Source organism: Micromonospora sp. NPDC000663 (assembly GCF_042898105.1).
Lineage (GTDB): Bacteria > Actinomycetota > Actinomycetes > Mycobacteriales > Micromonosporaceae > Micromonospora.
On record NZ_JBIAYR010000017.1, the window covers coordinates 1 to 25,452 of the forward strand.

26 protein-coding genes are annotated in these 25,452 nt (G+C 72.9%); 10 read left to right on the forward strand and 16 right to left on the reverse strand.

Annotated elements, in window-relative coordinates:
- Positions 1-63: 63 nt before the first annotated feature.
- Positions 64-720, reverse strand: a complete 657-nt coding sequence (locus ACFY1S_RS29125) for a DedA family protein (RefSeq protein WP_387124093.1) — start codon at positions 718-720, stop codon at positions 64-66.
- Between the two features lie 276 nt (positions 721-996).
- Between ACFY1S_RS29125 and ACFY1S_RS29130 the strand changes: the two genes are divergently transcribed.
- Positions 997-3,849: an aconitate hydratase gene (locus ACFY1S_RS29130; protein WP_364362765.1), complete on the forward strand. Its 2,853-nt coding sequence runs from the start codon at positions 997-999 to the stop codon at positions 3,847-3,849.
- A 91-nt stretch (positions 3,850-3,940) separates the two neighbouring features.
- Here the strand turns inward: ACFY1S_RS29130 and ACFY1S_RS29135 are convergent, their stop codons facing one another.
- The 9 genes from ACFY1S_RS29135 to ACFY1S_RS29175 all read right to left on the reverse strand — a co-directional run bounded on the left by ACFY1S_RS29135 (position 3,941) and on the right by ACFY1S_RS29175 (position 13,646).
- A complete protein-coding gene (locus ACFY1S_RS29135; protein ID WP_387124095.1) occupies positions 3,941-5,179 on the reverse strand; it encodes an RNA polymerase sigma factor in 1,239 nt (412 codons plus the stop codon).
- A gap of 4 nt (positions 5,180-5,183) precedes the next feature.
- Positions 5,184-5,519, reverse strand: a complete 336-nt coding sequence (locus ACFY1S_RS29140) for a YciI family protein (RefSeq protein ID WP_387124097.1) — start codon at positions 5,517-5,519, stop codon at positions 5,184-5,186.
- An 86-nt stretch (positions 5,520-5,605) separates the two neighbouring features.
- Positions 5,606-6,217 (reverse strand): ATP/GTP-binding protein, encoded by a 612-nt coding sequence (locus tag ACFY1S_RS29145; RefSeq protein WP_387124099.1) that lies wholly within the window; start codon positions 6,215-6,217, stop codon positions 5,606-5,608.
- A complete protein-coding gene (locus ACFY1S_RS29150; protein WP_357355436.1) occupies positions 6,198-6,584 on the reverse strand; it encodes a DUF742 domain-containing protein in 387 nt (128 codons plus the stop codon). The genes ACFY1S_RS29145 and ACFY1S_RS29150 overlap by 20 nt, the downstream gene beginning before the upstream one ends.
- A gap of 5 nt (positions 6,585-6,589) precedes the next feature.
- Positions 6,590-7,012 (reverse strand): roadblock/LC7 domain-containing protein, encoded by a 423-nt coding sequence (locus tag ACFY1S_RS29155; RefSeq protein ID WP_139586819.1) that lies wholly within the window; start codon positions 7,010-7,012, stop codon positions 6,590-6,592.
- Positions 7,013-7,103: 91 nt separating this feature from the next.
- Entirely contained in the window at positions 7,104-9,668 is a 2,565-nt protein-coding gene (locus ACFY1S_RS29160) for a nitrate- and nitrite sensing domain-containing protein (protein WP_387124102.1), read from the reverse strand.
- A 126-nt stretch (positions 9,669-9,794) separates the two neighbouring features.
- Positions 9,795-11,402 (reverse strand): prenyltransferase/squalene oxidase repeat-containing protein, encoded by a 1,608-nt coding sequence (locus ACFY1S_RS29165; protein ID WP_387124104.1) that lies wholly within the window; start codon positions 11,400-11,402, stop codon positions 9,795-9,797.
- Entirely contained in the window at positions 11,395-12,312 is a 918-nt protein-coding gene (locus tag ACFY1S_RS29170; RefSeq protein WP_387124106.1) for a terpene synthase family protein, read from the reverse strand. Before ACFY1S_RS29170 ends, ACFY1S_RS29165 begins: the two co-directional genes overlap by 8 nt.
- Positions 12,309-13,646 (reverse strand): cytochrome P450, encoded by a 1,338-nt coding sequence (locus ACFY1S_RS29175; RefSeq protein WP_387124165.1) that lies wholly within the window; start codon positions 13,644-13,646, stop codon positions 12,309-12,311. The genes ACFY1S_RS29170 and ACFY1S_RS29175 overlap by 4 nt, the downstream gene beginning before the upstream one ends.
- A 465-nt stretch (positions 13,647-14,111) precedes the next feature.
- Here ACFY1S_RS29175 and ACFY1S_RS29180 point away from each other — a divergent pair, with 465 nt between their 5' ends.
- On the forward strand, positions 14,112-14,360 hold the full coding sequence (locus tag ACFY1S_RS29180; RefSeq protein WP_387124108.1) for a DUF2630 family protein: 249 nt from the start codon (positions 14,112-14,114) through the stop codon (positions 14,358-14,360).
- 45 nt (positions 14,361-14,405) lie between these two features.
- Here the strand turns inward: ACFY1S_RS29180 and ACFY1S_RS29185 are convergent, their stop codons facing one another.
- The 3 genes from ACFY1S_RS29185 to ACFY1S_RS29195 all read right to left on the reverse strand — a co-directional run bounded on the left by ACFY1S_RS29185 (position 14,406) and on the right by ACFY1S_RS29195 (position 17,099).
- Positions 14,406-15,338: a serine protein kinase RIO gene (locus ACFY1S_RS29185; protein WP_387124110.1), complete on the reverse strand. Its 933-nt coding sequence runs from the start codon at positions 15,336-15,338 to the stop codon at positions 14,406-14,408.
- A 190-nt stretch (positions 15,339-15,528) separates the two neighbouring features.
- Positions 15,529-16,173 carry an HAD family hydrolase gene (locus ACFY1S_RS29190; RefSeq protein ID WP_387124112.1) on the reverse strand — a complete coding sequence of 215 codons (645 nt, stop codon included), beginning with the start codon at positions 16,171-16,173 and terminating at the stop codon, positions 15,529-15,531.
- A 65-nt stretch (positions 16,174-16,238) separates the two neighbouring features.
- Entirely contained in the window at positions 16,239-17,099 is an 861-nt protein-coding gene (locus tag ACFY1S_RS29195) for a carbon-nitrogen hydrolase family protein (protein ID WP_387124114.1), read from the reverse strand.
- Positions 17,100-17,176: 77 nt separating this feature from the next.
- Here ACFY1S_RS29195 and ACFY1S_RS29200 point away from each other — a divergent pair, with 77 nt between their 5' ends.
- The 6 genes from ACFY1S_RS29200 (at position 17,177) to mug (ending at position 21,486) form a co-directional block, all read left to right on the forward strand.
- Positions 17,177-17,749, forward strand: coding sequence for a TetR/AcrR family transcriptional regulator (locus ACFY1S_RS29200; RefSeq protein ID WP_387124116.1), 573 nt, complete (start codon positions 17,177-17,179; stop codon positions 17,747-17,749).
- Positions 17,750-17,830: 81 nt separating this feature from the next.
- Positions 17,831-18,763 (forward strand): TIGR04222 domain-containing membrane protein, encoded by a 933-nt coding sequence (locus ACFY1S_RS29205; RefSeq protein WP_387124118.1) that lies wholly within the window; start codon positions 17,831-17,833, stop codon positions 18,761-18,763.
- Complete coding sequence (locus ACFY1S_RS29210; RefSeq protein WP_387124120.1) at positions 18,760-19,578, forward strand: DUF692 domain-containing protein; 819 nt, start codon at positions 18,760-18,762, stop codon at positions 19,576-19,578. The genes ACFY1S_RS29205 and ACFY1S_RS29210 overlap by 4 nt, the downstream gene beginning before the upstream one ends.
- On the forward strand, positions 19,575-20,105 hold the full coding sequence (locus tag ACFY1S_RS29215) for a hypothetical protein (RefSeq protein ID WP_387124122.1): 531 nt from the start codon (positions 19,575-19,577) through the stop codon (positions 20,103-20,105). Before ACFY1S_RS29210 ends, ACFY1S_RS29215 begins: the two co-directional genes overlap by 4 nt.
- Positions 20,090-20,851: an SDR family oxidoreductase gene (locus tag ACFY1S_RS29220; protein ID WP_387124124.1), complete on the forward strand. Its 762-nt coding sequence runs from the start codon at positions 20,090-20,092 to the stop codon at positions 20,849-20,851. Before ACFY1S_RS29215 ends, ACFY1S_RS29220 begins: the two co-directional genes overlap by 16 nt.
- 29 nt (positions 20,852-20,880) lie before the next feature.
- A complete protein-coding gene (gene mug, locus ACFY1S_RS29225; RefSeq protein WP_387124126.1) occupies positions 20,881-21,486 on the forward strand; it encodes a G/U mismatch-specific DNA glycosylase in 606 nt (201 codons plus the stop codon).
- 12 nt (positions 21,487-21,498) lie between these two features.
- Here mug and ACFY1S_RS29230 read toward each other — a convergent pair whose 3' ends face one another.
- A complete protein-coding gene (locus ACFY1S_RS29230; protein ID WP_387124167.1) occupies positions 21,499-23,475 on the reverse strand; it encodes an ABC transporter ATP-binding protein in 1,977 nt (658 codons plus the stop codon).
- Between the two features lie 112 nt (positions 23,476-23,587).
- Entirely contained in the window at positions 23,588-24,301 is a 714-nt protein-coding gene (locus tag ACFY1S_RS29235; RefSeq protein ID WP_387124169.1) for an enoyl-CoA hydratase/isomerase family protein, read from the reverse strand.
- On the opposite strand from ACFY1S_RS29235, the gene ACFY1S_RS29240 reads away from it, so the two are divergent.
- Entirely contained in the window at positions 24,243-24,383 is a 141-nt protein-coding gene (locus ACFY1S_RS29240; RefSeq protein WP_244295905.1) for a hypothetical protein, read from the forward strand. The two genes, ACFY1S_RS29235 and ACFY1S_RS29240, sit on opposite strands and share 59 nt — an antisense overlap.
- Before the next feature lie 18 nt (positions 24,384-24,401).
- Here ACFY1S_RS29240 and ACFY1S_RS29245 read toward each other — a convergent pair whose 3' ends face one another.
- Complete coding sequence (locus ACFY1S_RS29245) at positions 24,402-24,629, reverse strand: helix-turn-helix domain-containing protein (RefSeq protein ID WP_074312753.1); 228 nt, start codon at positions 24,627-24,629, stop codon at positions 24,402-24,404.
- A 215-nt stretch (positions 24,630-24,844) separates the two neighbouring features.
- On the opposite strand from ACFY1S_RS29245, the gene ACFY1S_RS29250 reads away from it, so the two are divergent.
- The gene (locus ACFY1S_RS29250; RefSeq protein WP_364362747.1) at positions 24,845-25,444 is read left to right on the forward strand and encodes a cadmium resistance transporter; all 600 of its coding nucleotides are present in this window, start codon (positions 24,845-24,847) and stop codon (positions 25,442-25,444) included.
- The last annotated feature ends 8 nt before the right edge of the window (positions 25,445-25,452 follow it).

Here is a 25,452-nt window from a genome sequence, read left to right on the forward strand (position 1 = left end):
GCACCACCCAACGACGAAGGGCCGGACCCCACCCACGGGGTCCGGCCCTTCGTCGCGTCCAGGTCAGAGTTCGCTGACCGCTCGGGTCGGCTCGGCATCCGGGGTCGGCGAGGCGGTCTCGATCCGGTGGGCCCGTCGCCGCAGCCACCAGGTGCTGGCGAGGCCGGCCAACACCGCGAGGGCCAGGCCGGCCCAGGAGATGTCCTTGAGCCAGTGCTCCGCCGCCCGACCCACACTGAACAGCAGATAGGTGGTGCCGAACGCCCAGACCAGCCCGCCGGCCGCGTTGGCGATCAGGAAGCGCCGGTACGGCACGTGCAGTGCCCCGGCGAGCGGCCCGGCCAGGATCCGCAGCAGTGCCACGAACCGGCCGAAGAAGACCGCCCACACGCCGTGCCGGGCGAAGCTCTGCTCGGCGCGGACGAGTTGGGCGGGGCCGAGGTGTCGGGGGAAGCGCCGGCCCAGCCGGACGAGCAACGGTCGTCCGCCTCGGCGGCCCACCGCGTACCCGATGGAGTCGCCGACGATCGCGCCTGTGGCCGCGGCGGCGGCCACCCACTCCGGCTCGACCACACCTGTGGCGGCGAGCAGAGCAGAGCTGACCAGGACGATCTCGCCGGGCAGGGGAACTCCCATGCTCTCGACGCCGATCACCCCGCCGACGAGCAGGTAGACGGCGATCGGTGGCAGGGACGTGAGCCAGTGCTGGACGTCGAACACAGTGGACCCCTTCCCCGGCGGGCATCGAACCCTACCCGTGGCGAGCCTGTCGTACGTGCCGTCGCGGCCCGGCCGTGGAGATCGGCCGCACACGGCGCAAGTCGTCCTAGGAGGCTAGGGGTAAGACGGAACCGAGCGGCGAGCGCCTCGGCTTGCGGAACTAGCAAGACGGACGTACGGTTTTGTTGAGAGCGGAATCGGCGGTAAGTGTCACCTAACCTCGGCGGCACCCCGACCGGTGCGACAGACTGCTCAGGACTACTCACGGTCGCTGGTGTGAAGGAGTACGACGTGGCGAGCCTCGACACCTTCGGTGCGAAGACCCAGCTACGCGTCGGAGACGCGAGCTACGAGATTTTCAAGATCGACAAGGTGGACGGCCACGATCGGCTGCCGTACAGCCTGAAGATCCTGCTGGAGAACCTGCTGCGGACCGAGGACGGCGCGAACATCACCGCCGACCACATCCGCCAGCTCGGCGGATGGGACTCCGCCGCCGACCCGAGCGTGGAGATCCAGTTCACCCCGGCGCGGGTGCTCATGCAGGACTTCACAGGCGTGCCCTGCGTGGTCGACCTGGCCACCATGCGTGAGGCGGTACGGGACCTGGGTGGCGACGCCACCAAGGTCAACCCCCTCGCCCCCGCCGAGCTGGTCATCGACCACTCGGTGATCGCCGACCTGTTCGGCCGCGAGGACGCCTTCGAACGCAACGTCGCGCTGGAGTACGAGCGCAACAAGGAGCGCTACCAGTTCCTGCGCTGGGGCCAGACCGCGTTCAACGAGTTCAAGGTCGTCCCCCCGGGCACCGGCATCGTGCACCAGGTCAACATCGAGTACCTGGCCCGCACGATCATGGAGCGCAACGGCCAGGCGTACCCGGACACCGTGGTCGGCACCGACTCGCACACCACGATGGTCAACGGCCTGGGCGTGCTGGGCTGGGGCGTCGGCGGCATCGAGGCCGAGGCCGCGATGCTCGGCCAGCCGGTCAGCATGCTGATCCCCCGCGTGGTGGGCTTCAAGCTGTCCGGCGAGATGCCGGCCGGCACCACCGCCACCGACCTGGTGCTCACCATCACCGAGATGCTGCGCAAGCACGGCGTGGTAGGCAAGTTCGTCGAGTTCTACGGCCCGGGCGTGGGCGCCGTGCCGCTGGCCAACCGGGCCACGATCGGCAACATGTCCCCCGAGTACGGCTCCACCGTGGCGATCTTCCCGATCGACGCGGAGACCATCCGCTACCTGGAGCTGACCGGCCGCGACAAGCAGCAGGTCGCGCTCGTCGAGGCGTACGCCAAGGAGCAGGGCCTCTGGCATGACCCGGAGGCGGAGCCGGAGTACTCCGAGCGCCTGGAGCTGGACCTGGGCTCCATCGAGCCGTCGCTCGCCGGCCCGAAGCGCCCGCAGGACCGGGTGCCGCTGGGCGCCGCCAAGACCCTGTTCCGCTCGGCGCTCACCGACTACGTCGCCGACGACTCCGTCGGTGAGCGGGACCTCAAGCCGGGCGTACCCCGCGAGGAGCTTCCGCGCGGCGCGAACGGCCCGGCCGACGAGGCCAGCGCCGAGTCCTTCCCGGCCAGCGACCCGCCGGCCAACGACTTCAGCGACCCGGCCGACGAGCCGCGAGACCTGGAGACCGCGGCGGTCGGAGCGGGTGGCCGGGCCAGCAACCCGATCCGGGTCACCGGCGCCGACGGCGTCGAGTACGAGCTGGACCACGGCGCCGTGGTGATCGCCGCGATCACCTCCTGCACCAACACGTCCAACCCGCAGGTGATGATCGGGGCGGCCCTGCTGGCCCGCAACGCCGTGGAGAAGGGCCTGACCCGCAAGCCGTGGGTGAAGACCACCCTGGCGCCGGGCTCCAAGGTCGTCATGGACTACTACGAGCGTGCCGGCCTCACGCCGTACCTGGACAAGCTCGGCTTCAACCTGGTCGGCTACGGCTGCACGACCTGCATCGGCAACTCGGGCCCGCTGCCCGAGGAGGTGTCCGCCGCGGTCAACGAGCACGACCTGTCGGTCGTGTCGGTGCTGTCCGGCAACCGGAACTTCGAGGGCCGGATCAACCCGGACGTCAAGATGAACTACCTGGCGTCCCCGCCGCTGGTGGTCGCCTACGCCCTCGCCGGCACGATGGACATCGACCTGGCCAACGAGCCGATCGGTGAGGACAGCGACGGCAACCCGGTCTTCCTGCGGGAGATCTGGCCGAACAGCGCCGAGATCCAGGACGTCATCGCCCAGGCGATCGGCGCGACCGGGTTCAGCGCCGCGTACGCCGACGTGTTCGCAGGTGACGAGCGGTGGCAGTCGCTGCCCACCCCGACCGGCGACACCTTCGCCTGGGCCGACGACTCCACCTACGTGCGCAAGCCCCCGTACTTCGAGGGCATGCAGCAGGAGCCGAGCCCTGTCGTCGACATCGCCGACGCGCGGGTGCTGGCCAAGCTTGGTGACTCGGTGACCACCGACCACATCTCGCCGGCCGGCTCGATCAAGGCCGACTCCCCCGCCGGCACGTACCTGGCCGAGCACGGCGTGCCGCGCCACGAGTTCAACTCGTACGGCTCCCGCCGGGGCAACCACGAGGTGATGATCCGGGGCACGTTCGCCAACATCCGGCTGCGTAACCAGCTGGTGCCGGGTGTGGAGGGCGGCTTCACCGTCAACCACCTCACCGGCGAGCAGTCCTCGATCTACGACGCCTCGATGGCCTACCAGGAGGCCGGCATCCCGCTCGTCATCCTGGCCGGCAAGGAGTACGGCTCGGGCTCGTCGCGGGACTGGGCGGCCAAGGGCACCATGCTGCTGGGCGTCCGGGCGGTCATCGCCGAGTCGTACGAGCGGATCCACCGCTCCAACCTGATCGGCATGGGTGTGCTTCCGCTGCAGTTCCCGGTGGACACCACCGCCGAGTCGCTCGGTCTGACCGGCACCGAGACGTTCACCATCACCGGTGTGACAGCGCTCAACGACGGCGAGACCCCGCGGACCGTGCGGGTCAGCACCGACACGGGCGTGGAGTTCGACGCGGTGGTCCGGATCGACACCCCGGGTGAGGCGGACTACTACCGGCACGGCGGCATCCTGCAGTACGTGCTGCGCCGCATGATCGCCAACTGACGTACCGACGACGTCACCAGGCTCCTTCCCGCCGAGGCGGGAGGGAGCCTGCGTCGTCTCCGGGCCGTTCGTCACCGGCGCGGGGTGGCGATCACGCGGTCCGGCGAGCGAGGCCGTCCGCCCGGTTGAGCAGCGCACGGCCCTCGGCTGTCGAACCGGCCATCCCGGCGGCCTCCCGGAACAGCGCGGCGGCGGTCAGCCGGTCACCCTGCCGAGCGACCAGATCCGCGCGTACCGCCACGGCGAGCGGGCTGCCGTCCAACCCTCCCCCGGCCTGCGCCGCGTCGAGCAGGCCCAACCCGGCGGACGGCCCGTACGCGTAGCCGTGCGCGACCGCGCGGTTGAGCCCGATCACCGGTGAGGGCCGGATGTCGGCAAGCGCGTCGTAGGCCCGGGCGATCGCCGGCCAGTCGGTGTCGTCGACCGAGGTGGCGATGGCGTGGCAGGCGGCGATCCGGGCCTGCCACGCGTACGGCCCGTCGTGGCGTACCCGGGCAAGGGCGGCCAGGCCCTCGGCGATGGCCGCGCGGTCCCACCGTGCGCGATCCTGGCGGTGCAGGGTGAGCAGGTTGCCCGCGGCGTCCCGGCGGGCGTCCCGGCGAGAGTGCTGCAACAGCATCAGCGCCAGCAGGGCGGCCACCTCGGACTGCCGGGGCATCAGCGCGTCGAGCAGCCGGGCCAGCCGGACCGCCTCGTCGGCGAAGGCCGGCTCGCCGTCGGCGACGTAGCCCCTGGTGAACAGCAGGTACAGCACGGCGAGGACGCCGGGCAGCCGCTCGGTCAGGGCCGGCCCGCTCGGCACCCGGTACGGGATGCCCGCCTGGGCGATGCGGGCGCGGGCCCGGGTCAGCCGCCGGGTCATCGTCGATTCGCTGACCAGCAGGAGCCGGGCGATGTCGGCGGTGGGCACGCCGCAGATGGTGCGCAGCGTCAGCGCCACCCGGGCCTCCATCGCGAGCGCAGGGTGGCAGCAGGTGAAGATGAGCCGCAGCCTGTCGTCCACGAGGTCGTGCCCGGGTGGCCCGTCCGTCGGCGTGAGCAGCCCCAGGTCGTGCAGCTTGCGGCGCTCGACGGCGGCCCGGCGCAGCACGTCGAGCGCACGGTTGCGGGCCACCGTCATGAGCCAGCCGCCCGGGTTGGCCGGCACGCCGTCGACGGGCCAGCGCTCCAGGGCCACGGCCGACGCCTCCTGGGCGCAGTCCTCGGCCAGCGCCCAGTCCCCGGTCAACCGGATGAGGGTCGCGACGATCCGGGGGTACGCCTCGACGCCTGCGGCCGCGACGGCGCCCGCCGCGGCCACCGCGCCGGCTGGCGGGTCGGCGTGGGTCATCCGGTCAGTCGGGCAGGTCCGCGAACGGCCGCAGCTCCAGTCGCCCCTCGCGGGCCATCGGGTGGGTGCGGGCCACCTCGATCGCCTCGTCCAGGTCGGCGCACTCGAGCAGGTCGAAGCCCACGATCACCTCGGCGGTCTCCGCGAACGGCCCCTCGGAGACCAGCAGCTCGCCGGCACGGACACGGACGGTGGTGGCCGCACTGGTCGGCGCCAGCACGTTGCCGGTCAGGCGGCGGCCACGGGAGTCGTTCTCCGCCACCCACTTGTGGATGTCGGGCAGCTGGGTGGGGTCGGTGTCCGGCTCGCTGTCGCTACACACGAACATCAGGTACTTCATCTGGTCGCTCCCTCGGTTTCTCGGGGTATCACCAGCATGACGATCGGCCGGGGCCGTTCCGGACACCCTCTCCCGAGAAACCCCTGTCAGTTTCCCCCGGCCGCGCGGCGGCGGGCCTCGCGGGTCTTCATGGCGTGCTCCATGAGCGTCACGAGGACCTCCTTGCTGGACTCGCGCTGCCGGGCGTCGCAGAGCAGCACCGGCACACCCGGGTCCAGGTTCAACGCGGCCTGCACCTCGTCCAACCGGTACGTGCGGGCGCCTTGGAAGCAGTTCACGGCGACCACGAACGGGGTGCCCCGACCCTCGAAGTAGTCGATGGACGGGAAGCAGTCGGCCAGCCTGCGGGTGTCGGCAAGCACTACCGCGCCGATAGCGCCGAGCGCCAGCTCGTCCCAGACGAACCAGAACCGGTCCTGCCCGGGCGTGCCGAACAGGTAGAGCACCAGGTCGTCGCTGATGGTGATCCGACCGAAGTCCATCGCCACGGTGGTGGTGGTCTTGCCCTCCACCCCGGACAGGTCGTCGATGCCGACACCGGACTCGGTCAGCACCTCCTCGGTGCGCAACGGCCGGGTCTCGCTCACCGCGCCGACCATTGTGGTCTTGCCCACGCCGAACCCACCGGCGACCAGGATCTTGATCGCGGTGGGCAGTGGGGTCGCTCCCGCCGGCCGGTCAGAGTGCCCGTAGTCCATTGATTACCGCCTCGAAGATGCTGTTGTCGGGAAGACCGGCCGTGGTCTGCGGCTCGCGGACCTGCACCAGGCTGCGGGCCGCCAGGTCGCCGAGGAGCACCCGGATGGTGCCCACCGGAAGGTCGAGATGGGCGGCGATCTCGGCGACGGACTGTATGCGTTGGCACAGCCCGACGATCGCCAGGTGTTCCGGGCCGAGGCCGACCTCCGGCGTGACCTCGGCTCGGGTCGCGGTGACAAGGGAGATCAGGTCGAACGTGCCGGTGACCGGGCGTGCCCGGCCACGCGTCACCGCGTACGGGCGCACCACCGGGCCCGCATGGTCGTCCACCCACTGATGGTCTGCGGAGTCTCCCTGCACCGTCATGGGCCCTACTTCTCGCCGGCCGGCTGCTCGACGCCTCGGGACGGGGAGGCCACGTACTTGCCGACCCGGGTGACGAGCATCGCCATCTCGTAGGCGATGAGGCCGACGTCGGCGTCCTCGGTGGCCAGGACCGCGAGGCAGGCGTTGCGGCCGGCGGCGGTGACGAACAGGAACGACGACTGCATCTCGATGATGGTCTGCTGCACCTGCCCACCACCGAAGCGCTTCCCCGCGCCCCGGGCCAGGCTCTGGATGCCGGCGGCCATCGCCGCGAGGTGTTCGCCGTCGTCCCGGCTCAATCCCTGGGAGGAGGCCATCAACAGTCCGTCGGTGGAGAGCGCGACCGCGTGCTCGGCCTGCTTGACCCGGCCCACCAGATCATCCAGCAACCACGTCAGGTCGGCACTCGAAGCCGTCTTCTGCGCCACTTCGTCGTCCTCTTCTCGCCCGGCTGTTGCGCCGTATTCGTCTGGGGGCTGACCGTCACACCGTGCGGAGATCCGCATCCTCGGCGGCCGGTCAGGTAGCTTGCTGGTCCTCGTCACCCGGCTCGGGCGTCGCGCTCGGCGGGGTGCCCGCTCCGCCGCCGAGCAGTCGCGCCGCGTCGGTACGACCGCGTCGGGTGCCGGTCTGGTAGGAGCTCATCATCCGGCGCACCTGCTCCGGGGGGCGTGCCACGTCCTCGTCGTCGGTGTCTGTCGCCGCCGGGTCGTCACGCAGCTCGGGCACGATGTTCGCCTGTCGCACCCGGACCGGCAGGCCCGAGTCGGTGCGGTCGGCCTCGGAGCGGGCCGGCAGCAGTCCAGCCTCGGGAGAGCGCTCGCTGGCGCTGTCCGTCGGGCGGGAGGGGTCGACCGCGGGCAGTCCGGTGGGCACCGTGGGGGCCTCCAGGGCGGGCTGGCCCAGAAGGCGCCGGGCCCGGGTGGGCAGGTCCGGCGTGCCGGTGGCCTGCGGGGTGCGCTGACGGGTGGGCAGGGCGGCGTCCACGTCGACGCCGTCGGCCTGCGCTGTCACGGTACTGGTGGTGTCGGGCACCGGCGGGCCGTCCGGGGTGACGGGCGCCGGCGGGGCTGTCGTTCCCGGTTCGGCCGCCACCGCGACCGGCGCGAGGACGGACGGCCGGCCGGTGTCGCCGCTCGCGCCGGAGGGCAGGGCGACGGCCGGCGAGCCGGTCCGCATCGCGCCGGAGTCCTCCGGGGACGGGCCGTTGTCGGTGACCAGGTCCAGCGGGATCAGCACCACGGCTGTGGTGCCGCCGTACGCCGACTCCTTGAGCCGCACCCGCACGCCGTGCCGCTCGGTCAGCCGGCTCACCACGTAGAGACCGAGCCGGGCGGCGTTGGCGAGGTTCAGCTCGGACTGGTCGACGATGCGGTGGTTCGCCGCGGCCAGGTCCTCCTCGCTCATGCCGAGGCCCCGGTCCTCGATCTCGATGGCGAACCCGTTGGCCACCAGCTGACCGCGTACCTCAACAGTGGTGTGTGGCGGTGAGAACGACAGGCCGTTCTCGATCAGCTCGGCGAGCAGGTGGATGATGTCGCCGACCGCGCGGCCGGCGAGGGAGACCGGCCCGAGCGGCAGGACGTTGACCCGGGTGTAGTCCTCCACCTCGGCCACCGCGCCACGGACCACGTCGACCATCGGCACGTTGCGCCGCCAGGCCCGGCCGGGGGTGGAGCCGGAGAGCACGATCAGGTTTTCCGCGTTGCGCCGCATCCGGGTGGCCAGGTGGTCGACCCGGAAAAGGTCCTCCAGCTCCTCCGCGTCGTGCTCACGCCGCTCCATGGCGTCGAGCAGCGTGAGCTGGCGGTGCACGAGCGCCTGGGTGCGTCGGGCCAGGCTGAGGAAGACCTCGCGGACGTTGCGGCGCAGGTCGGCCTGCTCGACGGCGGTGCGCAGCGCGGTCTCCTGGACGGCGTTGAACGCCTTGCCGACCTGACCGATCTCGTCGGTGCCGAACTCCAGCGGGGGCGCCTCGGTCGCGACGTCCACCTCCTCGCCCCGGCCGAGTCGTTCCACCACGCGCGGCAGCCGCTCGTCGGCGAGCTGCCAGGCGGCCTGGCGGAGCCGTTCGAGCTGGCGCAGCAGGTTCCGGGCCGTGGAGATGGAGATGACGACGGAGGCGATGACGGCGAGCAGACCCAGACCGGTGGCGAGCACCAGCCGGACGACGACCATCACGGCGACGCCGGTGGCCCGGTCCACGATGCCCTCACCGCCGGCGACCACGACGTCGTTGACCGCGGCCAGCGCGGGTTCCACAGTGCCGCGCCACTGCTCGGCGCTGACCGGCAACTGGGTCGTCGGTCGGCCCTCGCGGATGATGCTGTCCTGCACGGCGCGCAGCCGGGTGAACGCCTCCCCCTCGACGAGTTGCTGGTAGCGGCGCTCGTCGGCGTCGGCGAGGCGGGTCCGGGTCTCCTCGCCCAGGTACCGCTCGGCGGCGACCAGGCTGACGTAGCGGGCGTACTCCGGCCCACTCATCCGACCGTTGCCGAAGAGGCCGCTGAGCAGCGCGTCCTCCTGGGAGACCAGTTCCTTCATCCGGTTGAGCTGGATCAGGGCCGCCGCGTCGGCGGCGATCGCCTTGTCGTCCAGACTGCCTGTGACGTCGTAGACCTGGAAGATCGACGCGATGGCGCTCGTGTAGGCGTCGGCGGCGGCGATCCGGTCGACGGAGCGGCCGAGCACCTGCGCGCGGGTCTGCTCCAGCGAGTTGATCCGGGCGATCGTCGAGTCCAGCTGGGCGTCGAGCGCCGAGCTGCCGGCCACGTCGACCTGCCAGTTGTCGACCGATCCGGCGAAGTCCGCGGCCAGCTTCGCGGTTTCGCGCTGCTTGGCCTCCAGCGCCGCCCGCTGTTCGGGACCGGGGTTGCTCAGGTACGCCTGGGTCAGCCGCCGCTCCAACTGGAGCTCCTGCAACAGCGGTTCGGTGGGCGCGTAGACCTTGCTGTTGATCAGCTGGACACCGAGCAGGTTGAAGCCGTCGCGCAGGGTCACCCATGCCGCGAACATCCAGAGCGCGACAAGGGAGAGCAGCAGGGCAACAACCTTGGTGCGGATACTCGTACCGCGAGAACGCATTGAACCGTCCCAGGCCGGGCGTTGACTCAGCTCATCAACGGGTGATCATGAGGGCGACGTCGTCCCGCCACAGCGGGGCACATGGGGCTGAGGCTCTGCGTACGCTAGCAGTGTCCACACAACCCCTCAAGTTGTTGTTTTTGTTACCTGGTAACCACAATCCACCACCGAACGGTCGACGCCCACCAGGTGGACGGAGGACAGCCGGCAGGCGGCCAGCACCGCCGCGCGCACGATCGCCGTAGGACAGTACAACTCCTTGCCGTACCACAGTGGAGGGTGCGGCCGGCCGGACGGTTGGTGCAGGTAGGCGTGGCCGCGAGCCACCGCGTCGGCGACCCGCGGCGCTCCCGTCGGCGCGGCCAGCAGCACCTGCAGGGCGTACGCGGTCTCCTCGGCCGTGCCGCCCCAGCGCCCCCACGAGCCGTCGGCGCGTTGGCTCTCCAGCACCCAGCGGGCCGCCCGGTCCACCGCCTCGGCCGCCGGGCCGCCGCGGCCGAACTCCGCCAGGGCCAGCACGCAGCAGGCAGTCGCGTAGTACGGCGAGGCATGCCACCGGTCCTGCCAGGGGCCCTCGGCGAGCTGGTGGGCCGGCAGCACGACGCTGAGCCGTTCGACAGTCCGGTGGTACCGCGCGTCCACGCCGGGCCGCGCGGCCACGTGCTGGCCGAACGCGTCGAGCACGTGGGCGTTTGTGGTGACCGAGAAGCCGTCCTCGCTCCCCGGCCAGGTGCAGAAGCCGTCCGCCGTCTCGTACGCCCACAGGCCGGCCGGGTCCGCGGGGCGGCCGAGGCGGGCCAGCGCGTCGAGCGTGACCGAGGTGGTGTCGGCGTCGGTCGGCAGGCCCTCGCCTGTGGCGACGCCCTCGGCGCCGGTGGCGGCGGCCAGGATGCGCAGAACGGTGGCCGGCGGGTTGACCGCGACGCCGGCGCGGCCGAGTCCGCTGAGCACCCAGGCCCGCTCGAACACGGTGATCGGGGTCGGGCAGGGCACCGGTCCGTCGCCCTCGCGGATCAGCTCCCGCAGGAAGGCGTGCGCGGCGGGGCCGGCGTCCGGGCCGGCGGCGGTCAGCCAGGCGGCGGTCGCGGCGGGCGACGCGCCGACGGCGGTGAGGGTCGGCCCGGCGTCGGCCGGTGTCGCGCCCAGCACCTCGTAGAAGTGGGCAAGTTTCGTCGGCAGCGCAGCCCCGGCGGCCACCGCGGCCCGTACCGCCCGCAGGCGGTCCGGGCCGAGCCCCGCGGGCAGCGCCAGCCGCGGGCGGGGCAGCCGGTCGGCGACCGCCCGGTCCAGCAGGGCCATCCGTTCGTTGATCGACTCGACGAGCGCCGGGACGATGAGGTCCAGCGCCGGGGTGTCCGGCAGCGCCCGCGCGGGCATGGCGAGCAGCCGGCCGGTGAGCGCGTCCAGCCCGCGCGCCACCGGGGCGAGCAGGTCCGCCCCGGGCCATCCGCCGTCGGCGAGCACGGCGAGCAGCGCGTCGGTGGCGCTGAGCGTGGGCACCAGGGCGTACCCCTCGGGTGGGCCCCACCCGCCGTCCGGACGCTGCTCGCGCAGCAGGAACCCGACCCGCTTGTCATGTCCCGGCAGCCAGGACGCGCCGGCGACCAGCCGGGCGCTCTCGTACACCGAGGCGGCGACCTGCCCCCACGGCCGCAGCGCGAGGCCGGCGATCAGCTCGCGCGCGGCGGCGTCGGTGGCCGGCTGTGCCAGCACCCGGGGGGAGCCCTCACTCATCGCGCGTGCCCCAGAAGTCCGACAGCTGGTAGAAACCGCCGGTGAAGGAGATCTGCCGGTGCAGGTATTCCGCCTGGCGGGGGCACCGCTCGGCGAGGGACGCCAGGTCCCCCCGGGAACGGGTGGTCAGTTCGGCCAGCCGGGCGTGCACCTGCGTCGGATCGTCGACGAGCTGCAACGCGTTGAGGTCGCCCCACTCGGCGTCCCGGCCGTGGGTGGCGAGGTCGTTGATCAGCCGCACCACGCGCTGCACACCCCTACCGACGTCCAGCAGGTCGGTCAGCTGGGCGAGCGTCCGCTCGTCGCCGTTGGCGATCCAGTGGGTGACGTTGACGAAGGAGCAGGCGGAGTTGTCGGCGTTGTCCAGGTAGCGGTCGAGGTCCGGCAGGCGTCGCCCGGTGGACGGGTCGGTCGGCAGGTTCTTCCAGTCCCACTCCCGGGAGACGGCCGCGAACATCCGCGCCAACTCCTCACGCCAGATCGGGCGCAGCCTGGTGAACGCCGGCACGGTGACCAACTCGTCGCGCAGGTCGGCAAGCAGCCGGGCGAGGTGGCTCCCCGGTGGCGGGGCTGCGCCGTCGGCCACCGCCAGGCAGTCGGTCACCAGCTGCCGGACGTCGTCGGCGGACCGGGCGAGGTAGTCGACCTGCCAGTCGGCCGCGAAGGACCAGAGCACGGTACGGGTGGTGATCCGCAGTTCGTCGGCGGTGTGCCAGGGCGCGATGAAGGCGACCACCGTGGCCACCGAGCTGAGCAGCGCGGCGTCGAACGGCGCGGCGTCGAACAACTCCGGGTGGGCGGCGGTGACGCCCTGGAGGTCGCGTACGCCCCGCACGGCGAGCGCGGCCGCCCGGCCCTGCTCGGCTACGGCGTCCGAACCGGTCCGCACCGGCCACGACGCCCCGGTCACGACGCGACCGGACGTTCGACAGGGGTGACGAGCAGCTCGGCCCGCTGCTTGGGTTGCAGGGAGGCGCCCAGCCGGGGTGTCAGATCGACGGGTTTGCGGAGCCGGAAGCGGTAGCGGCTCAGCACGGTGCTGACGATGAGCTGCGCCTCGAGGAGGAAGAGGTACTGCCCGAGGCACTGGTGCGGGCCGCCACCGAACGGGAAGTAGGAGTAGCGGTACCGTCGGCGGGGTCGCTCCGGCGCGAAGCGCTCCGGGTCGAACAGCGTCGGGTCGTCCCAGAACGTCGACATCCGCTGGGTGACGTACGGGCTGACCAGCACCGTGCCGCCGGCCTTGATGCGCACTCCACCCAGCACGTCGTCGCCGACCGCGGTCCGCGGGATCATCCAGCCGGCCGGGTAGAGCCGCAGCATCTCGTCGAGCACCATGCGGCCGTAGCGCAGCTGGGGCAGGTGCTCGCGGCCGACCCGGTCGGCGCCGACCACCCGCTCGATCTCGTCGGTCATCCGCTCGGCCACGTCGGGGCGGGAGGACAGCACCGGCCAGAGCCAGGAGAGCAGGGCGATAGTGGTCTCGGTGGCGGTGGAGAACATGGCGACCACGTCGCCGCGGATGGCGTACTCGTCGGGTTCGGTTCCGTCGGCCCGGGGCCGGCAGAGGGTGGAGATGATGTCGTCGCCGTCGGTGGGCCGGGCACGCGCCTCCCGGACGATCGGCAGCACCACCTCGTCGATGGTCCGTACCGCCTCGTTGAAGGCGCGGTCGCCGGGCACCGGCACGGCGTACGGCACGAAGGGCACCAGCAGGCGCGGGAGCATCGCGGTGGTGAGCGTGTCCAGCGCGGCGCTGATGCGCAGCGCGTCGGGCACGGAGATCCGGTCGGCGAAGAGCACACGCATGGTGGTGCGCAGGACGATCCGGGTCAGCTCGGCGCCGCCGTCGATGGCGCGGCCCTCGCGGGCCGGCTCCAGCCACTCGTCGACGGCCTCATTGATCGCCTCGGCCATCCTGTCGACAAGTGTCTCGGCCCGTTTGGCGGTGAACAGCGGTTGCAGCGCACCCCGGCTGGACTCCCAGATCTCGCCCTCGGCGACCAGGATGGCGTCGCCGACGATGCGTCGGACCGGTCGCCAGAGCAGCCCGTCTCCGTCGCGTGTGTAGTTGGCAACGTTGTCCCTCAGCACGCGTTGCAGATGCTCGGGATGACTCACCAGGTACGGGCGGAACGTGCCCAGGTTCAGCCGGACGACCTCGCCGGCGGCGGCGTCGGCGAAGTTGACAAGCGCGGCGAGCGGATCACGGACCAGCGCGGGCAGGGCGCGGTGCAGCGGGATCGTCCGCGGCTCGGTGCTGAGGGGGGCGGGGCCGGCATCGGACACCTGCGACATCGAAACCACGTCTCCTCGTTGTCCCACCGCGCGCAATTGTCCACTTGGCACGGTCAGGACTGTGGGACTTTCACCTTCTGGGCGTCGGAAGCATCTCACCAAACGCGAGCCACCTCCAGACCCCCAACCGGGCGAATTCCACAGCCGCACCGGGCCTGCCGTGGTGGTGGTGAGCCAGTTCACTCCTGAGTGGACAATCAGGAGCGATCGCGGCGCAGGTCGGGACCGGCCACCGACGACGCGGACGGCCCGATCGGTGATCACTCCGGCCCGGTCGCCGGGAGGCGGGCCGGCGGCGAGGCAGGGCTCCGCGCGGCCCGGGCACGGGCCGCGATCCCAGGACGTGAGCGAGGACGCACCGGTACCCCCGAATCCGGGCGACGCCGGGCACCCTGTGCCAGGCTCTCAGGCATGGACGACAAGACCATCCTGAACCGGATCTCCGAACTGGTCGACGAGGAACACAAGCTGCGCGCCGAGGCCCAGGCCACCGAGTCGGGCACCGAGGGCGAGGCCAGCGCCCGGCTGCGCGACCTCGAGGAGTCCCTCGACCAGTGCTGGGACCTGCTGCGCCGCCGGCGGGCCGCCCGGGAGACCCACGGCGACCCGGACGCCCAGGGCGAGCGCCCCAAGCCGGAGGTGGAGCGCTACCTCCAGTGACCGACGCGGGCGGGTCGGACGGCCGGGCCGCCCGACCCGCCCCGGTCAGCGGATACCCGCCTCGCGCAGCAGCTCCCCGGTCAGCGCGAGCGGATCGGCCTGCTCCACGGGCAGCCCCCGGGCCACGAACCAGGCGCTCACCACCCGCACGTCGCGGGCCAGGAAGTCGGGCCCCTGCGGGTTCGCCACCACGTCGACCACCTGCGGCAGGTCGATCACGACGAGCCGGCCGGCGTGCACGAGCAGGTTGTACGGCGACAGGTCGCCGTGCGCGTACCCGGCCCGGGCCAGCACGCGCAACGCCTCCACCAGCTGCGCCCACAGGTCGCGTACCTCGGCCGGGCCGGGACGCAACTGGGCCAGCCGGGGCGCGGCCAGCCCCGACTCGGCGTCGCCGACGAACTCCAGCATCAGCTCGGTGCCGCGCAGCTGCACCGGGTACGGCACGGCGATCCGGTCGTGCCCGGCGCCGATCTCCCAGAGCCGGGCCAGGGCGGCGAACTCGGCGGCGGCCCACTGCCCGGCGATCATCTGTCGGCCGAAGGCCGTCCGGCCGGCCATCGCCCGGTTCTCCCGGGACCGGCGTACCCGACGGCCCTCCAGGTAGCCGGCGTCGCGGTGAAACAGCCGGTGCTGGGCGTCCCGGTACCGCTTGACCGCCAGCAGGCAGGACCGGTCCGTGTCCGGCACCGCCCGACGGACCAGGTGGACGTCCGCCTCCTTGCCGGTCTTCAGCACACCCAGTTCGGTGTCCTTGGCGGCCAGCTCGGTGACCAGCCAGTCCGGGTGCGGCTGCGGCCCGTGCACGGCGTCGTCCCAGGACGACCAGTGCTCGCCGGTGTCCGGGTCGGGCTCGGTGTCGGGGTCGGCGGGCGGCTCGGTGGGCCGCCCGCGCTTCAGGAACTGTGGTTCGTCGTCGTCGAAGCGGCGCTTGCCGCGGCTGCGGCGCTCGAGCGCCGGCAGGTCATGATCGCGCACTGTGGTGAGGTTCCCTTGGTCGAGGCTGAGATAGGCAGCTGGAAGCGACCTGCGAAGACGGCCATGACCGACCCCCTCTCCTCGACCGGGCGCACGCCCGGGGTGCACGTTGCGTCGACAATGCTCGCCGCAGCCCCGCCGGCCGGTCAACCGAATTACCGCCGCCGCCGCGCCGAACGGCGGGCGCGCGTCAGCTCGCGAGCACGGTGGCGACCGCGGCGATCAGCCCGTCCACGGTGCGACTGGGCGCGAACCGCACGTCCGACCAGGTACGCCCGCGATGCAGCCAGACGCTGGGCAGGCCGACCGCCGCGGCGCCGCCGATGTCCGCCTCCGGGCTGTCCCCGACCACCCAGGCGCCACGCAGGGGCATCCTGACCCGCTGCGCGGCGAGCGCGAAGATGCGCGGGTTGGGCTTGCTGACCCCGGCCTCCTCGGAGATCACCCAGTCCGCGACGTAGCGGTCCAGGCCGGTCCGGCGGATCTTGGCTTCCTCCACGCGTACCGTGCCGTTGCAGACCACTACCGGGATCCAGCCCGCGTCGTCGGCGATCCGCAGCGCGCACGCGATGAGCGGATCCAGCCGGGTCTGCGCGACCACCCCGTCGTGCAGCTCCTCCACCAGGTCGATCGAGGGGATCCGCAGCTCGTAGCGGTCCCGGATCGCGTCGGCCAGGTCCCAGCGATCGGTCAGACCGTCCGCGTCGATCGAGAGGAGCCACTCGATGTCGGTGGGGGGCGCGCCGATGCCGTCCAGGAAGCGCTCACCCCAGCGGCGGAACGGCCCGGCCCGATCCAGCAGGGTGTTGTCCAGGTCCAGCAGGAGCAGTGGCACTCGGGCACCCTACGGGACCGACGTGTCCGCCAACAGATCCGGCGGGTGTCGACCTGACGGGGTGCTCAACCGGACATCGACACCCGCTGGCCACCCTGGTCCGGGAGCCGATCGGCGAGCATCGAATGGGCCGCCCGGGTGGCGGCGAGCGCGGCCGGGTCCAGCGTGGCCACGAGCACCGCGGTGCCCTCGTCGGCGCCCCGGGCCAGCGCCCGTCCCTGCGGGTCGTAGATCGCCGCGCCGCCGTTGAACCGCCACGGGTCCGCTCCCCCGACAGCGTTCGCGAAGACCACGAACATCGTGTTGTCCAGTGCCCGGGCGGCGTAGTAGAGGTCCCGGCGGTGTTCCGAGCCGGCCAGGTACCCGCTGGGGCACAGGTAGCCGTGCGCACCGTCGAGGGCAGCGGCCCGGGCGTGCTCGGGGAAGCAGCCGTCGTAACAGATGCCCAACCCGAGCCGCCAGTCGTCGACCAGCAGCGTGGCACCCCGTACGCCCACGTCGAACAGCTCGCGTTCGTCGCCCCACAGTTGCTGCTTGTCGTACCCGACACGGACCGCGCCGGCGCGGTCGACCACCAGGGCGGCGATGGTCCGCCGCCCGTCCGGGTGGCGGACGGCGGCGCCGACGAGCACTGTGACGCCGGCCTCGCGCGCCGCGACGCGCAGCGGGTCGAGGCGGGCGTCCGCGACCGCGCCTGCCGGGTCGGCCGCGACGTCGGTGCCGGCCGGGTCGGCGGCAAGGGTCGGCGGATGGTACGCGCAGAGGTACAACTCGGGCAGCACTGCCACCCGGGCACCCTGCCCACCGGCACGGCGGACCAGGTCGGCGGCGGCCAGCGCGTTGCCGGCGACGTCACCGGGTGTCGGCGTGGCCTGGACGGTGGCGACGGTCAGCGGGGTGGTCGGCACGGGGTGGGGCGGGGTCACCGGCCGATGGTAGACGCAAGCGCACCAAGCCGTACGTACGGTTTGCACGCCCCGTGGTGACCTGCGACGATCGACGCGTGCCCAGAGTAAGCCAGGATCAGCTCGACGCGCGCCGGCAGGAGATCCTCGCCGCCGCGCGGGCGTGTTTCGCCAGGCACGGCTACGAGGGGGCGACGGTACGCCGCCTCGAGGAGGCCACCGGCCTGTCCCGCGGCGCCATCTTCCACCACTTCCGGGACAAGGACTCGCTCTTTCTGGCCGTCGCCGAGGACGACGCTGCCGTCATGGTCGAGACGGTGGCCCGCAACGGCCTGGTCCAGGTCATGCGCGACCTGCTGGCCCGGGCGGTCTCCCCGGACACCACAGGCTGGCTGGGCAGCCAACTGGAGGTGTCCCGCCGGCTGCGCACCGACCCGGCGTTCGCCCGCCGCTGGGCGGAACGGTCCGCCGCGATCGCCGAGGCCACCCGCGACCGCCTGGCCCGCCAGCGCGACGCCGGCGTGCTGCGCGAGGACGTACCGATCGACGTGCTCGCCCAGTTCCTGGAGCTGGCGTACGACGGCCTGGTGCTGCACCTGGCGATGGGCCAGCCGGCCGGCGACCTCGGTCCCGTGCTCGACCTCGTCGAGGAGGCGGTCCGCCGCCACTGACCGCCCCGACACCGGTCCGCCGGACGTGGCGGCGCTGCTCCACAATGGGGCCGCCGATCCCTCCGGCGACAGGAGCAGCCGATGATCGTCCATGCCGCGTCGGGCGACACCTGGGGCATCCCCGGCCCGACCTTCCTCCGGTTCTACCTCCTGGCGAGCGCCGTGGTGGTGGCGGTCGCGGTGTACCACCGGGTCCGGCTGCTGGCCGGCGCGAACACCGCAGGCCCCGGCCCGCTCGGGGCGCAGCAGCTCGCGTACCTCAACGGCGGGCCGGCGCTCGCCGTGCACGCCGCGCTCGGTGGGCTGCGGGGCAGCGGCGCGATAGGTGTCGGACCGGATCGCCGGCTGCTCACCACCGGCCCGGCGCCGACCGGGCTCACCCCACTGGACCAGGCGATCCACTGGGCCGCCCACCAGCGGTCCCGGGCCCGGGACCTGCCACGGGAACAGCGGGTACGCGACGCGCTCGACCAGCTGCGCGCCGACCTGGAGCAACGAGGCCTGCTGCTGAGCCGGGCGCAGCGGGCAGCCGTCCGGCGGTGGAGCCGGGTCCTCGCCGCCCTGCTGGTGCTGGGCGTGGTGCGGCTGTTCGCCGGCCTGACCAACGGGCGCCCGGTCGGCTACCTGCTGCTCACCCTGTTCGCGGTGCTGGCGGCGGTGCTGCTGCTGTGGCGCGTCCCGCAGACCACCCGGGCCGGCCGCGCCGCGCTGCGCGACCAGCGTCGGGCGCACACCCACCTGGCTCCCGGCTCGTCGCCCGCGTACGCCACCTACGGCGCGGCCGGCGCGGCGATGGGAGTGGCCCTGTACGGCACCGCGTCGCTCTGGGCGCTCGACCCGGGCTTCGCCGAGCAGGCCGAGGTGCAGCGCCAGGCCATCGGCGGTGGCTGGTCGTCGGGCTCCAGCGGCACGTCGGGCGGTGGCAGCTCCTGCGGTGGCGGCAGCTCGTGCGGTGGCGGAGGCGGCGGCGGGTGCGGCGGCGGCGGGTGCGGCGGCGGCGGGTGCGGCGGATGACGGGCCTGTCCGGGATCGGCATCGGCTGGCGCCCGGAGATCGCCGGTTTCGTGGCCGAGCTGCCCGGCCTGCGGTTCGTCGAGGTGGTGGCCGAGTCGGTGCCCGCGTCCGGGCCGCTCCCGCCGGGGCTGGCGCAGCTGCGCGACCGCGCGGTGACTGTCGTACCGCACGGGGTGCGACTCTCGCTCGGCGGCGCCGAGCCGGTCGACCCGGCCCGGGTCGCCCACCTGGCGGCGGTGGCGCGGCGGGTCGACGCCCCGCTGGTCAGCGAACACATCGCGTTCGTCCGGGCCGGCGGGCTGGAGGCCGGGCACCTGCTGCCGCTGCCCCGCAGCCGGGAGGCGGTCGACGCGGTCTGCGCCAACGTGGCCCGGGCGCAGGCCGAACTGCCGGTACCGATCGCCCTGGAACCGATCGCCGCCCTCGTCGACTGGCCCGACGACGAGTTGGACGAGGCGGACTTCCTCACCGAGATCCTGGACCGCACGGGCGCTCTGCTGCTGCTCGACGTCGCCAACGTGTACGCCAACGCCCGCAACCGGGGCACCGACCCGTTCGCGCTGCTCGACCGCCTGCCCCTGGACCGGGTCGGGTACGCGCACGTGGCCGGCGGGGCGGAGCACGGCGGCTACTACCACGACACGCACACCGACCCGGTGTCGCCGGACGTGCTGGACCTGGTCGGCGCGCTCTGCGCCAGTCGGCGACCCCCGGCGCTGCTGCTGGAACGCGACGGGAGCTATCCACCGGCGGCCGAGCTGCGCGCCGAGCTGGACGCCCTGGCCGCCGCCGCCGGCTTCCCGGCCGTGACATGACGGGCGAACCTCGCCCCGGGCTCGCCGAACGGCAGGCCGAGCTGGTCGCGGCTCTGGTCGCCGGTGGCGCGCCGCCCGCGGGGTTCGCTCCGGGTCCGCTGGCCGCCGCCCGCGCGGCGCTGCTGCGCAAGCGGGCCGGCGAGGTGGGCCGGCACTGGCCGCTGCTCGCCGCCGGCCTGGGCCACGGGTGGCCTGCGACGTTCGCGCGCTGGGCGTCCGGCCGACCCACGACCGGTTCGCTGCGCGACGGCTGGGACCTGGCCCGGACGTTGCGCGAGCGGGGTGCGCTGCCCCCTGCCGGCGCGGAGGAGCTGGCCGTGCGCGAGGCGGGCCTGCGCTACGACGGGCACACGGCGCCACGTCCGCGCCGGCTGCCGGCGGTGACCCGCGCCGGCGGGGCCGTGGCGATGCAGATCGCCGGTCGGGTACGCCTGCTGCGCCCGGCCCCACGCCCGCCCGCGCCTGCCGCAGACGTTGGCGGGGGCCTGCCGGATGCGGCAGGATCGGCGGCATGGATCTCGGACTGACCGACCGCGTCTACGTGCTCACCGGCGCCTCCCGCGGCCTGGGTTACGCCACGGCGCAGTGCCTGGTCGCCGACGGGGCGCGGGTGGTGCTCTCGGCCCGGGACGCGGACGCGGTGGCCGCCGCCGCCGAGCAGCTCGGCGGGCCGCAGCGGGCGGTGGGCATCACCGCGGACCTGGCCGACCCGCAGACCCCACAGCGGCTCGTCGCGGCGGCGCGGGAGCACTTCGGCCGACTGGACGGCGCGCTGATCTCGGTCGGCGGCCCGCCGGCCGGCAACGCGGCGTCGATAAGCGACGAGCAGTGGCGGACCTCCTTCGAGACCGTCTTCCTGGGCACCGTCCGCGCGGTACGCACGATCGCCGGCGCGCTCGACGATGGCGGCGCGATAGGGCTCGTGCTCTCCACCTCGGCCCGTGGCCCGGTGCCCGGTCTCGGCATCTCCAACGGCCTGCGTCCGGGCCTGGTCGGCGTCGCCAAGGACGTGGCCGACGACTACGGCCCCCGCGGCGTACGGGTGGTCGGCCTGCTGCCGGGCCGGATCCTGACCGACCGCAACCGGGAGCTGTTCGCCGCGACCGGTGACCCGGAGCGGGCCCGCGCCGAGGCAGAGGCGATCATCCCGCTGCGGCGCCTCGGCGATCCGGCCGAGTTCGGTCGGGTGGCCGCGTTCGTGCTCTCCCCCGCCGCCAGCTACCTGACCGGTCTCACCGTGCCGGTCGACGGCGGCGCGCTGCGCGGCCTGTGACAGCGGGCGCGGGCCGGCGAGCCGGCGAGGTGCCGCCAGACCTGGCCCGGCCCGGCGGTGCTGCCGCCGGCCATCCCCGGCCGACCAGGGCGGAGCTGGCCGCCGCAGCGGACCGGACCATCCCCGACGTGCTCGCGCCCGGCCTCGCGGTGCTCTTCGTCGGCATCAATCCCGGCCTCTGGTCGGCCGCGACCGGCTGGCACTTCGCCCGACCGGGGAACCGGTTCTGGCCGGCGTTGCACACGGGCGGGTTCACTCCCCGACTGCTGCACCCGAGCGAACAGGACGCGCTGCCCGCCCTCGGGCTCGGCATCACCAACATGGCCGAGCGGGCCAGCGCCCGAGCGGACGAGCTGACCGCCTCCGAACTCCTCGACGGCGCCACGATCCTGACCGAAAAGGTGGCCCGGTACCGGCCGCGATGGGTGGCGGTGGTCGGGGTGACCGCGTACCGGATCGGTTTTCAGCGGCCGAAGGCCGCCTTCGGGCCGCAGCCGGAGTCGCTGGCCGGGGCGCGGCTCTGGGTGATTCCCAACCCCAGCGGCCTGAACGCGCACTTCACGCCTGTCACGCTGGGCGCCGCGTTCGCCGAACTGCGGGTGGCGACGGGATTGCCGGACCGCCGCCCGGCCTGAGCCCGCCGCCGGTCAGTTGGCGGCGGCGGGCGGCATCGCCTCGTCGGCGACGTACGTGCCCAGCGGCATGACCACCGGCTCGGGGCCCGTCGCGTCCTCGAAGGGCCGGGGCGAGTCGGCGACGGCGAACTGCGTGCGGTACAGCTCGGCGTAGAGCCCGCCGACCGCCACCAGCTCGTCGTGGCGGCCCCGCTCGACGATCCGCCCGCCGTCGAGGACCAGGATCTGGTCGGCGTCGCGGACTGTGGAGAGCCGGTGCGCGATCACCAGGGCGGTACGCCCGGCAAGCGCCACCGACAGCGCCCGCTGCACTGCGGCCTCGCTCTCCGAGTCCAGGTGTGCGGTGGCCTCGTCGAGGATCACGATCGACGGGGCCTTGAGCAGCAGCCGGGCGATGGCGATGCGTTGCTTCTCGCCGCCGGAGAACCGGTAGCCGCGCTCCCCCACAGTGGTGTCCAGACCGTCGGGCAGCGACCGGACCAGGTCGGCGACCTGGGCACCGGCGAGGGCCGCCCAGATCTCGTCGTCGGTGGCGTCCGGCTTGGCGTAGCGCAGATTTTCGGCGATCGTCTCGTGGAACAGGTGCGAATCCTGGGTGACCACGCCGATCTCGTCGCGCAGCGAGGCGAGTGTCGCGTCGCGGACGTCCACCCCGCCGACCAGCACCTGGCCGTCGGTGACGTCGTAGATGCGGGAGATGAGCATGGACAGCGTCGACTTGCCGGCGCCGGACGGGCCGACCAGGGCGACCATCTGCCCCGGCTCGACGCTGAACGAGACACCCCTGAGCACCGGCTCGTTGACCGCCCGGTCGAGGGTGGCGACCTCCTCCAGCGAGGCGAGGGAGATCTCGGCGGCGCTCGGGTAGCGGAACCGCACGTCCCGGAAGTCGACCCGGCCGTTGCCCCGGGGCACCGGCACCGCGCCGGGCTTCTCCACGATGCCGGGTTGGAGGTCGAGCACCTCGAAGACGCGGTCGAAGGAGACAAGCGCGCTCATCACGTCGACCCGGACGTTGGAGAGCGCGGTGAGCGGACCGTACAGGCGGGTCAGCAGGAGCGCGAGGGTCACGACGGTGCCCGCGCTGACGCCTCCGGTGACCGCGAGCCAGCCGCCGAGGCCGTAGGTGAGGGCCTGCGCGAGCGACGCCACCAGCAGCATCGCCACGAAGAACGTGCGGGAGTACATGGCGGACTGGATGCCGATGTCGCGGACCCGTCCGGCCCGGTCGGCGAACCGGCGGGCCTCGATCTCGGGCTGGCCGAAGAGCTTCACCAGCAGCGCGCCGGCCACCCCGAACCGCTCGGTCATCGTCGCGCTCATCTTGGCGTCGAGGTTGTACGCCTCACGTGTGATGTCGGCCAGGCGCCGCCCGACCCGGCGGGCCGGGATGATGAAGATCGGCAGCAGGACCAGGGAGAGCGCGGTGATCTGCCACGACAGGGTGAACATGACCGCGGCGGTGAGCACGAGTTGGATGACGTTGCTGACCACGCCGGAGAGGGTGGAGGTGAAGGCCCGCTGAGCGCCGAGCACGTCGTTGTTGAGTCGACTGACCAGGGCGCCGGTCTGGGTGCGGGTGAAGAACTGCAACGGCATCCGCTGCACGTGGTCGTAGACCCGGGTGCGCAGGTTGAGGATGATGCCCTCGCCGATGCGTGCCGAATACCAGCGTTGGGCCAGGGACAGCAGCGCGTCGGCGACGGCGAGCGCGGCGATGAACAGTGCCAGACGGACCACCAGCCGGCCCGCCTCGGCGCCACCCCTGTTGATCGCGTTGATCACGTCGCCGGCGAGCACCGGGGTGGCCACGCCGATGATGGCGGCAAGCACCACGGTGGCCAGGAAGATGATGATGTCGCGGCGGTACGGCTGGGCGAAGGCGACGATCCGCCGGGCCACCCCACGCTTGAGCCGGTGGGCGGAGACCTCGTCGCGGTTGCGCATCGACCGGAGCATGCTCCATCCCGCCATGCCACCGCCGGACATCGGGTTGGACACCGTTCACCTCCGGGTCGTCGGGCAGACCGCACGCCAGGTCAATTCTCCCGACGACTCTGACAACCTCGGTCGTAACCCGGATCTTCCCGTGCGGTCCTTACTATTCTCCCCGGCCGGCGAGGTCGCGCAGCCGGCGGGTCTGCGCCTCGCGTTCGGCTCGCTGCTGGTCGGCGTGCGAACGCCCGGCCGCGCCGGCGAGCAACGCCTTGATCTCCACGACGGCGTCGCGGGCGCCCGCGAGCAGGCCCGCGCTCAGGTCGCGGACCGCGTCGTCCAGCTCACCCGGCGGTACGACGAGCGTGGCCAATCCGATCCGGTCCGCCTCGGCGGCGTCCAGCCGGCGGCCTGTCGCGCAGATCTCCAGCGCCCGGGAATAGCCGACCAGTTCCACGAGGCGCTTCGTGCCGGCCAGGTCGGGCACCAGCCCGAGCGTCACCTCGGCCATCGACAGCTTCGCGTCGGTGGCGAGGACGCGCAGGTCACAGGCGAGCGCCAGTTGGAAACCGGCGCCGATCGCGTGGCCCTGCACGGCGGCCACCGTGATGAGATCGGGGCGGTGCAGCCAGGTGAAACCCGTCTGGAGCTCGGCGATCCGGTCCGCGCACTCCTGCTCGGGCAGCGTGGCCAGCTCGGCGAACGACCCCGGACCGGAGGCGCCGGCCACCGACAGGTCGAGGCCTGCGGAGAACGCGCGGCCCTCACCACGGACCACCACCACCCGCACATCGCCGGGCAGGTCCCGGGAGAAGTCGCTCATGGCGCGCCACATCGCGGGCGTCTGGGCGTTGAGCACGTCGGGCCGGCACAACGTCACCGTGGCAACCGGCCCGTCGCAGGTCAGCCGGACCCCGGTCGCCTCGGCGGTCACCGGGCGGCCCGGGGCGCGGCGCTGGTGAACGACGCTGAGGGGCGGGTCACGCCTTCTTGCGGCGCCGGGCACCGCCGCGCTGACGCAGCTGCACCCCGGACTCGGTGAGCACTCGGTGGATGAACCCGTAGGAACGGCCGGTCGAGGCCGCCAGCGCGCGGATGCTCTCCCCCGAGGTGTACCGCTTTACCAGGTCCTTGGCGAGCGTCTGACGCTCGGCTCCGATGATCCGGCGACCCTTCTCAGTGCTGGTGGCTGTGCCAGTGGCTGCCATGCTGTGTCCTCACGTCCCAGACTGTGCGGTTCGGATACGGTCCCACCTATTAGACCGCCTCGAACGATCATGCGCCAGATATCAACTCTTCGCCAACCGACACGCTATGCAATGTCAGCTTCCCGATAGAGTGATCCTGGCGATCCGTCCCGCCGCGCCGGCTGGGCGTACCATCGCCGCGCGGCGACACCCGTCGACGGCCGTACCCTTCGGTCATGATCGACCTCCTGGGCACCGCGGCCGGAGCGGCTGTCGTGTTCGCCGCCACCGACATCGACGACATCGTCATCCTGACGCTCTTCTTCGTCGCGGCCCGCACCGGCGGCCGACCCCGCCCCTGGCAGATCGTCACAGGTCAGTACCTGGGGATCGGCGCGCTGGCGCTGGCCAGCGCGGTCGTCGCGGCAGGCCTGCTGGTGGTGCCCGAGCCGTGGACCGGGCTGCTCGGTCTGCTGCCGATCGCCCTGGGAGTCCGTGCCCTGGCGCGCCGCGACGACGACGAGACGCCGGCGGTGGTGGCGTCCACCCTCGGGGTGGCAGGGGTGACCATCGCCAACGGCGCCGACAACGTGGCCGTCTACGTACCTGTGTTCCGGGCGCTCGGGCCGGCCGACAGCGCGATCTTCCTACTGATGTTCGTGCTGCTCATCGCGCTGTGGTGCGCCGCCGGCGCCTGGCTCGGCGGGCACCCCCGCGTGGTCCGGCTGGTCGAGCGCGCCGGCCACTGGCTGGTACCGGCGATCTTCATCGGCATCGGTGTGGTGATCCTGGCCGGTTCCGGCGTGCTCGGCGAACTGGTCGACCTGCTCGGCTGACCGGGCCG

What these genes read in the sequence shown, in the direction of transcription:
- ACFY1S_RS29135 (WP_387124095.1), bottom strand. Translation starts at nt 5,179, where the DNA reads ATGACCCACGCCGACCCGCCAGCCGGCGCGGTGGCCGCGGCGGGCGCC.
- ACFY1S_RS29140 (WP_387124097.1), bottom strand. Translation starts at nt 5,519, where the DNA reads ATGAAGTACCTGATGTTCGTGTGTAGCGACAGCGAGCCGGACACCGAC.
- ACFY1S_RS29145 (WP_387124099.1), bottom strand. Translation starts at nt 6,217, where the DNA reads ATGGACTACGGGCACTCTGACCGGCCGGCGGGAGCGACCCCACTGCCC.
- ACFY1S_RS29150 (WP_357355436.1), bottom strand. Translation starts at nt 6,584, where the DNA reads ATGACGGTGCAGGGAGACTCCGCAGACCATCAGTGGGTGGACGACCAT.
- ACFY1S_RS29160 (WP_387124102.1), bottom strand. Translation starts at nt 9,668, where the DNA reads ATGCGTTCTCGCGGTACGAGTATCCGCACCAAGGTTGTTGCCCTGCTG.
- ACFY1S_RS29165 (WP_387124104.1), bottom strand. Translation starts at nt 11,402, where the DNA reads ATGAGTGAGGGCTCCCCCCGGGTGCTGGCACAGCCGGCCACCGACGCC.
- ACFY1S_RS29180 (WP_387124108.1), top strand. Translation starts at nt 14,112, where the DNA reads ATGGACGACAAGACCATCCTGAACCGGATCTCCGAACTGGTCGACGAG.
- ACFY1S_RS29205 (WP_387124118.1), top strand. Translation starts at nt 17,831, where the DNA reads ATGATCGTCCATGCCGCGTCGGGCGACACCTGGGGCATCCCCGGCCCG.
- ACFY1S_RS29210 (WP_387124120.1), top strand. Translation starts at nt 18,760, where the DNA reads ATGACGGGCCTGTCCGGGATCGGCATCGGCTGGCGCCCGGAGATCGCC.
- ACFY1S_RS29215 (WP_387124122.1), top strand. Translation starts at nt 19,575, where the DNA reads ATGACGGGCGAACCTCGCCCCGGGCTCGCCGAACGGCAGGCCGAGCTG.
- ACFY1S_RS29220 (WP_387124124.1), top strand. Translation starts at nt 20,090, where the DNA reads ATGGATCTCGGACTGACCGACCGCGTCTACGTGCTCACCGGCGCCTCC.
- ACFY1S_RS29230 (WP_387124167.1), bottom strand. Translation starts at nt 23,475, where the DNA reads ATGTCCGGCGGTGGCATGGCGGGATGGAGCATGCTCCGGTCGATGCGC.
- ACFY1S_RS29240 (WP_244295905.1), top strand. Translation starts at nt 24,243, where the DNA reads ATGGCGCGCCACATCGCGGGCGTCTGGGCGTTGAGCACGTCGGGCCGG.
- ACFY1S_RS29245 (WP_074312753.1), bottom strand. Translation starts at nt 24,629, where the DNA reads ATGGCAGCCACTGGCACAGCCACCAGCACTGAGAAGGGTCGCCGGATC.
- ACFY1S_RS29250 (WP_364362747.1), top strand. Translation starts at nt 24,845, where the DNA reads ATGATCGACCTCCTGGGCACCGCGGCCGGAGCGGCTGTCGTGTTCGCC.